This is a genomic window from Cupriavidus sp. CP313 (assembly GCF_054072015.1).
This window is the reverse complement of the sequence record NZ_JBSVZB010000018.1, coordinates 177,595-183,974: the sequence shown is the minus strand read 5'-3', so window position 1 is coordinate 183,974 and position 6,380 is coordinate 177,595. Positions and strand designations below refer to the sequence as shown.

Sequence of the window (6,380 nt, the reverse complement as noted above, 5' to 3'; positions counted from 1 at the left end):
CCCGTAAGGCTTGATCCTATAACCAGTGTGTTTCTCCTGGTGTGTGTGATCGCGACTGTGCCGAAACAGTTGACACAAGACGCACAACCCCCACTACATCCCTATTCGTGACGCTGGCTTCAACCCCAGCGCCACAACCCCTTATGCCTGGTGACCATAGCGAGCTGGAACCACCCCTTCCCATCCCGAACAGGTCCGTGAAACAGCTCCGCGCCGATGATAGTGCGGATACCCGTGTGAAAGTAGGTCATCGCCAGGCTCTTATTCCCAAAACCCCTCGACAGCGTGTGCTGCGAGGGGTTTTGTCTTTTCCGGCCGTGGTCGCGTGTGGCCTCGCGGCCCTGCCAGGCAGCCTCAGAGCCTCCAGGAGCCACGCTGGAAAGCCCCTATAGGGTGAGAACGCAGAAATCTAAACTGCGCTTGTGGGGGCGATCAGGCGGTTCAAGCGCCACGCTGGAACGCCTTCCCTGGTCTGGCCAAGTACAGCATCCGCAACGGAAAGTGCTTGACAGGCAAGGTGAGAAGCCCCATAATCGATAGTTCTCTGCGGAGAGGTGCCCGAGTGGCTAAAGGGGGCAGACTGTAAATCTGTTGGCTTACGCCTACGCTGGTTCGAATCCAGCCCTCTCCACCAGAATGCAAGACAGCAGCCGGCAGTGCCGGTGAAGAAGCAGGAAAGAACCGGGCGGGTGTAGCTCAATGGTAGAGCAGAAGCCTTCCAAGCTTACGACGAGGGTTCGATTCCCTTCACCCGCTCCAGTCGCGCGGTTGCTGTCAGAGTAGTACGTCAAGTTTCGCCCATGTGGCTCAGTGGTAGAGCACTCCCTTGGTAAGGGAGAGGTCGGCAGTTCGATCCTGCCCATGGGCACCAAATACCACGCACTGGCAATATCGCTACCGAGACAGGAGTCGCGAAATGGCAAAGGAAAAGTTCGAGCGGACCAAGCCGCACGTGAACGTTGGCACGATTGGTCACGTTGACCATGGCAAGACCACGTTGACGGCAGCGATCGCCACGGTGCTGGCTGCGAAGTTCGGTGGTGCCGCCAAGAAGTACGACGAAATCGACGCAGCGCCTGAAGAAAAGGCACGCGGTATTACCATCAATACCGCCCACGTCGAATACGAAACGGCCAACCGCCACTACGCGCACGTTGACTGCCCGGGCCACGCTGACTATGTGAAGAACATGATCACGGGCGCTGCGCAGATGGACGGCGCCATCCTGGTTTGCTCGGCCGCTGACGGCCCGATGCCGCAAACGCGTGAGCACATCCTGCTGGCCCGCCAGGTTGGCGTGCCGTACATCATCGTGTTCCTGAACAAGTGCGACATGGTGGACGACGCTGAACTGCTCGAGCTGGTCGAGATGGAAGTTCGCGAGCTGCTGTCGAAGTACGAGTTCCCCGGCGACGACACCCCGATCATCAAGGGTTCGGCCAAGCTGGCGCTGGAAGGCGACAAGGGCGAGCTGGGCGAAGTGGCCATCATGAACCTGGCCGACGCGCTGGACACCTACATCCCGACGCCGGAGCGTGCCGTTGACGGTACCTTCCTGATGCCGGTGGAAGACGTGTTCTCGATCTCGGGTCGCGGCACCGTGGTGACCGGCCGTATCGAGCGCGGCGTGGTGAAGGTCGGCGAGGAAATCGAAATCGTCGGCATCAAGCCGACGGTGAAGACCACCTGCACCGGCGTGGAAATGTTCCGCAAGCTGCTGGACCAGGGTCAAGCCGGCGACAACGTTGTCCTGCTGCTGCGCGGCACCAAGCGTGAAGACGTCGAGCGCGGCCAGGTGCTGTGCAAGCCGGGTTCGATCAAGCCGCACACCCACTTCACCGGTGAGGTGTACATCCTGTCGAAGGACGAAGGCGGCCGTCACACCCCGTTCTTCAACAACTACCGCCCGCAGTTCTACTTCCGTACCACCGACGTGACCGGCTCGATCGAGCTGCCGGCGGACAAGGAAATGGTCATGCCGGGTGACAACGTGTCGATCACCGTCAAGCTGATCGCCCCGATCGCCATGGAAGAAGGTCTGCGCTTCGCTATCCGCGAAGGTGGCCGTACCGTCGGCGCCGGCGTCGTGGCAAAGATCCTCGACTAAGTTGTTTGATAGCGAACGCGGCACCAACCGGCCGCGTTCGTTGCCAGAAGGGGTTGGCGCCAGCGCCGGCCCCACAGTTGTTTTAGGGGTATAGCTCAACTGGCAGAGCGTCGGTCTCCAAAACCGAAGGTTGGGGGTTCGATTCCCTCTGCCCCTGCCAAATCAATCAGCCGCGTCGCGAAGAGCAATCGTGACGCGGCTTAGTCTCGTTTGCGAAACATGGCCAATCCCAATGTTGAAACCGTGAACGCCAGCAGCGGCAAGTGGATGCTTGGCGTGGCGGTGCTGCTGGTGGTTGCGGGCGTCATCGGTTTCTATGCACTGGCACAGCAACCGTCTTATGTACGTGGCGCCGCACTGTTCGGTGGTATTGCACTGGGTATCGTGGTTGCACTGGTGTCGGCACCAGGCAAGGACTTTATCGGGTTCGCCAAGGAATCGTATCGGGAAGTTCGCAAGGTCGTCTGGCCGACGCGCAAGGAATCCGGGCAGATGACGGGGCTGGTCTTCGTCTTTGTCGTCATCATGGCACTGTTCCTGTGGTCGGCTGACAAGCTCATCGAGTGGGTCGTCTTCTCGCTCGTGCTGGGCTGGAAATAAGAGGTAGCACATGACGGATAACGCTCAGCAGGAAACCACCGCGCCGGAATCGCCTTCGTCGAAGAAGCGCTGGTATGTCGTTCACGCCTACTCCGGCATGGAGAAGAGCGTGCAGCGCGCGCTGCAGGAGCGCATCGAGCGCGCCGAGATGCAGGACAAGTTTGGCCGCATCCTGGTGCCGTCCGAAGAAGTCGTGGAAATCAAGGGTGGCCACAAGTCGGTCACCGAGCGTCGTTTCTTCCCCGGCTACGTGCTGGTGGAGATGGAAATGACCGACGAGACCTGGCACCTGGTGAAGAACACCAGCAAGGTCACCGGTTTCGTGGGCGGCGCCCGCAACCGCCCGAGCCCGATTTCGCAGCGCGAAGTCGACAAGATCATGACCCAGATGCAGGAAGGGGTCGAGAAGCCGCGTCCCAAGACGCTGTTCGAAGTGGGCGAAATGGTGCGCGTCAAGGACGGCCCGTTCACCGACTTCAACGGCAACGTCGAGGAAGTGAACTACGAGAAGTCGCGCCTGCGCGTCTCGGTCACGATCTTCGGGCGTGCCACCCCGGTCGAACTCGAGTTCGGCCAGGTCGAGAAGGTTTAAGAAATTTGCCGGCTGCGGCCTGAAAGGGCGGCAACTGGCAACGGCGACGCCCCGGTGGCGGCGCCAAGAGGAGCGTGAGGCCGTGCCGAAGGTGCGGCGACAGCGCGTTACGACTCAACAGGATCGCATCCCGCAGGGGCGATCCGGATTGGAGTAAAGATGGCCAAGAAGATCATTGGCTTTATCAAGCTGCAGATTCCGGCTGGTAAGGCAAATCCCTCCCCGCCCGTTGGTCCCGCACTGGGTCAACGTGGTCTGAACATCATGGAGTTCTGCAAGGCGTTCAACGCCCAGACCCAGGGTATGGAACCCGGTCTGCCGGTGCCGGTGGTGATTACCGCCTTCGCCGACAAGAGCTTCACCTTCGTGATGAAGTCGCCGCCGGCAACCGTGCTGATCAAGAAGGCAGCTGGCATCACCAAGGGTTCGCCGAAGCCCCACACCGACAAGGTTGGCAAGATCACCCGCGCCCAGGCTGAAGAAATCGCCAAGGCCAAGAACGCTGACCTGACCGCCGCCGACCTGGACGCCGCCGTGCGTACCATCGCCGGTTCGGCTCGTTCGATGGGCATCACCGTGGAGGGTCTGTAAATGGCTAAGGTTTCCAAGCGCGTCGCCGCCAACAAGGCGAAGATCGAGCGTACCAAGTTCTACCCGATCGACGAGGCCCTGGGCCTGGTGAAGGGCTGCGCTTCGGCGAAGTTCGACGAGTCGATCGACGTGGCCGTGCAACTGGGCATTGACGCCAAGAAGTCGGATCAGGTGGTTCGTGGTTCGGTGGTGCTGCCCGCGGGTACCGGCAAGTCGGTTCGCGTGGCTGTGTTCGCCCAGGGCGAAAAGGCCGAAGCTGCCAAGGCAGCCGGTGCTGACATCGTCGGCATGGAAGACCTGGCTGAGCAAGTCAAGGCCGGCAACCTGAACTTCGACGTCGTGATCGCTTCGCCGGACACGATGCGTATCGTCGGTACGCTGGGCCAGATCCTGGGCCCGCGCGGCCTGATGCCGAACCCGAAGGTCGGCACCGTGACGCCCGACGTGGCCCAGGCTGTGAAGAACGCCAAGGCTGGTCAGGTGCAGTTCCGTGTCGACAAGGCCGGTATCATCCACGCCACCATCGGCCGCCGCTCGTTCGAAGACGCAGCGCTGAAGAGCAACCTGTCCGCACTGCTGGAAGCACTGGTCAAGTCCAAGCCGGCTACGAGCAAGGGCGTGTACCTGCGCAAGATCGCCGTCTCGTCCACCATGGGCGTTGGCGTGCGCGTGGAACAAGCTTCGCTGTCGGCCTGAGCTGACGGCATAGGCTGACCGGACCCGATAACACCGGTCGGCCGCGAATTGAAGATCCTGGCGTAAGCGGGGATCGGCTCCGGACCTGGTTCCGCCAAGCGGCAGGACAAGAATAGGGAGCAAGGCTTTGGGCAGTGGCGGCAGTCGGACACATGGTGTTCAGGCAGTTGCCGCTGGTTATCAAAGACCGCTGGTGTCCACATGACCGCAGTCAGGCATGCGGGCTTAATCGGCCGGGACGTACAAGCAGGGCCAGGTGCCGTGCATGACGAACCCCGGGCAACCAGCGCAGATGGCGCACCCGAAGGGATTGATGAATCCGGGCCTGTCCCGGGTGATTCGGGCCAATCGGACGCCGTTCGTTTGGACTGATGTGCGTACGCCGGACTATCCGGATACAAGCATCGTTTTGGAGCTTAACCGTGCCACTCAATATTGAAGATAAGAAGGCCGTCGTTGCTGAGGTTTCGGCGCAAGTCGCTAAAGCCCAGACCATCGTCGTGGCCGAATATCGCGGCATAGCGGTTGGCGATCTGACCAAGCTGCGTGCCGCCGCTCGTCAGCAAGGCGTCTACCTGCGCGTTCTGAAGAACACGCTGGCTCGCCGCGCTGTTGAAGGTACGCCGTTTGCAGGCCTCGCAGAGCAAATGACCGGTCCGCTGATCTACGGTATTTCCGAAGATGCAGTTGCCTCGGCCAAGGTTCTGAACGACTTTGCCAAGACCAACGACAAGCTGGTCCTGCGCGCAGGGTCGTTTGACGGCAAGGTTCTCGACGCTGCCGCCGTGAAGGCGCTGGCTTCGATCCCGAGCCGCGACGAACTGCTTGCTCAGCTGCTTGGCGTGATGCAGGCACCGGTGTCGGGCTTTGCCCGTCTGCTGGCCGCGCTGTCCGCCAAGAAGAGCGAAGGTGCCCCTGCCGAGGCAGAAGGCACCCCGGCAGAGGCTTAGCCTCCCGCCTGGCTCGCAAAGATCGCAATACCGATACCGATACCGAATCAAATCTAGGAGTAATCCAAATGGCAATCACTAAAGACGACATCCTCGAAGCAGTAGGCGCGATGTCCGTGATGGAACTGAACGACCTGGTCAAGGCGTTTGAAGAGAAGTTTGGCGTGTCCGCCGCTGCCATGGCCGTGGCTGCTGCCCCGGGCGCTGGCGGTGCCGCCGCTGCTGAAGAGCAGACCGAGTTCAACGTGATCCTGACCGAAATCGGCGCCAACAAGGTTGGCGTGATTAAGGCTGTTCGCGAAATCACCGGCCTGGGCCTGAAGGAAGCCAAGGACCTGGTCGATGGCGCACCGAAGCCCGTCAAGGAAGGCGTGGACAAGGCTGCTGCTGCCGAGGCCAAGAAGAAGCTGGAAGACGCTGGCGCGAAGGTCGACGTCAAGTAAGGCATTGCTCGCGTGCCCTTCCGGCACGCGGATGGGGCTGGCAAAGGGAAATTCCCGGCGCCAGCCTTTTTGCGCTTGTGCGAAAGTGTTTTGAGAGGCACTCTTCGCGGCAAAAAGTGATGTTTGCGAGCCCCGGTGCCCTTGGGCATGCCGGAGTCTCAGCAGAGGCCAAACATCAGTGGCACACTAAGGGGTTGCTGCTGATGTTTGTCTTCTGAACCGACTGCAGAAGACAAGTTTGGTCGGGTGTCCCCCGGGCGAGTACAGGCGTTGCGCTTGATGCGACGACCACACCGCCCGCAGCGTGCGGACACCGTCAGCCAGAGGTTGGTAGCGGCCAACCGCCAAATCCCCTCCCAGTCGCTGAACACCTCAGGCGCGGCCAGGTCCAGCCGTCCTGC

7 protein-coding genes, 4 tRNA genes and 1 rRNA gene are annotated in these 6,380 nt (G+C 61.1%); all 12 read left to right on the top strand.

Features of this window, described 5'->3' with window-relative positions; translation table 11 throughout:
* Nucleotides 1-146 precede the first annotated feature (146 nt).
* The 12 genes from rrf to rplL all read left to right on the top strand — a co-directional run bounded on the left by rrf (nucleotide 147) and on the right by rplL (nucleotide 5,979).
* A 5S ribosomal RNA gene (gene rrf, locus ACW4E8_RS23810) occupies nucleotides 147-259 on the top strand.
* Nucleotides 260-548: 289 nt separating this feature from the next.
* Nucleotides 549-634 (top strand) — tRNA-Tyr (locus ACW4E8_RS23805).
* 51 nt (nucleotides 635-685) lie between these two features.
* Nucleotides 686-759, top strand: a tRNA-Gly gene (locus ACW4E8_RS23800).
* A 37-nt stretch (nucleotides 760-796) separates the two neighbouring features.
* Nucleotides 797-871: transfer RNA gene (locus ACW4E8_RS23795), tRNA-Thr, on the top strand.
* Nucleotides 872-916: 45 nt separating this feature from the next.
* Entirely contained in the window at nucleotides 917-2,107 is a 1,191-nt protein-coding gene (tuf, locus tag ACW4E8_RS23790; protein ID WP_456806762.1) for an elongation factor Tu, read from the top strand.
* A gap of 84 nt (nucleotides 2,108-2,191) precedes the next feature.
* Nucleotides 2,192-2,267, top strand: a tRNA-Trp gene (locus tag ACW4E8_RS23785).
* Between the two features lie 59 nt (nucleotides 2,268-2,326).
* Nucleotides 2,327-2,707 carry a preprotein translocase subunit SecE gene (secE, locus tag ACW4E8_RS23780; protein WP_456806761.1) on the top strand — a complete coding sequence of 127 codons (381 nt, stop codon included), beginning with the start codon at nucleotides 2,327-2,329 and terminating at the stop codon, nucleotides 2,705-2,707.
* Between the two features lie 10 nt (nucleotides 2,708-2,717).
* Nucleotides 2,718-3,299: a transcription termination/antitermination protein NusG gene (gene nusG, locus ACW4E8_RS23775; RefSeq protein ID WP_010810468.1), complete on the top strand. Its 582-nt coding sequence runs from the start codon at nucleotides 2,718-2,720 to the stop codon at nucleotides 3,297-3,299.
* Nucleotides 3,300-3,458: 159 nt separating this feature from the next.
* The gene (gene rplK, locus ACW4E8_RS23770; protein ID WP_010810467.1) at nucleotides 3,459-3,890 is read left to right on the top strand and encodes a 50S ribosomal protein L11; all 432 of its coding nucleotides are present in this window, start codon (nucleotides 3,459-3,461) and stop codon (nucleotides 3,888-3,890) included.
* Nucleotides 3,891-4,586: a 50S ribosomal protein L1 gene (gene rplA / locus ACW4E8_RS23765; protein WP_013958262.1), complete on the top strand. Its 696-nt coding sequence runs from the start codon at nucleotides 3,891-3,893 to the stop codon at nucleotides 4,584-4,586.
* A 422-nt stretch (nucleotides 4,587-5,008) separates the two neighbouring features.
* Nucleotides 5,009-5,536 (top strand): 50S ribosomal protein L10, encoded by a 528-nt coding sequence (gene rplJ, locus ACW4E8_RS23760; protein ID WP_114133304.1) that lies wholly within the window; start codon nucleotides 5,009-5,011, stop codon nucleotides 5,534-5,536.
* A 68-nt stretch (nucleotides 5,537-5,604) separates the two neighbouring features.
* Nucleotides 5,605-5,979 carry a 50S ribosomal protein L7/L12 gene (rplL, locus tag ACW4E8_RS23755; RefSeq protein WP_456806760.1) on the top strand — a complete coding sequence of 125 codons (375 nt, stop codon included), beginning with the start codon at nucleotides 5,605-5,607 and terminating at the stop codon, nucleotides 5,977-5,979.
* The last annotated feature ends 401 nt before the right edge of the window (nucleotides 5,980-6,380 follow it).

Bases quoted from the DNA above. Each gene is read 5' to 3' on its own strand.
- tuf (WP_456806762.1), top strand. From the start codon at position 917: ATGGCAAAGGAAAAGTTCGAGCGGACCAAGCCGCACGTGAACGTTGGC.
- secE (WP_456806761.1), top strand. From the start codon at position 2,327: ATGGCCAATCCCAATGTTGAAACCGTGAACGCCAGCAGCGGCAAGTGG.
- rplK (WP_010810467.1), top strand. From the start codon at position 3,459: ATGGCCAAGAAGATCATTGGCTTTATCAAGCTGCAGATTCCGGCTGGT.
- rplL (WP_456806760.1), top strand. From the start codon at position 5,605: ATGGCAATCACTAAAGACGACATCCTCGAAGCAGTAGGCGCGATGTCC.
- nusG (WP_010810468.1), top strand. From the start codon at position 2,718: ATGACGGATAACGCTCAGCAGGAAACCACCGCGCCGGAATCGCCTTCG.
- rplA (WP_013958262.1), top strand. From the start codon at position 3,891: ATGGCTAAGGTTTCCAAGCGCGTCGCCGCCAACAAGGCGAAGATCGAG.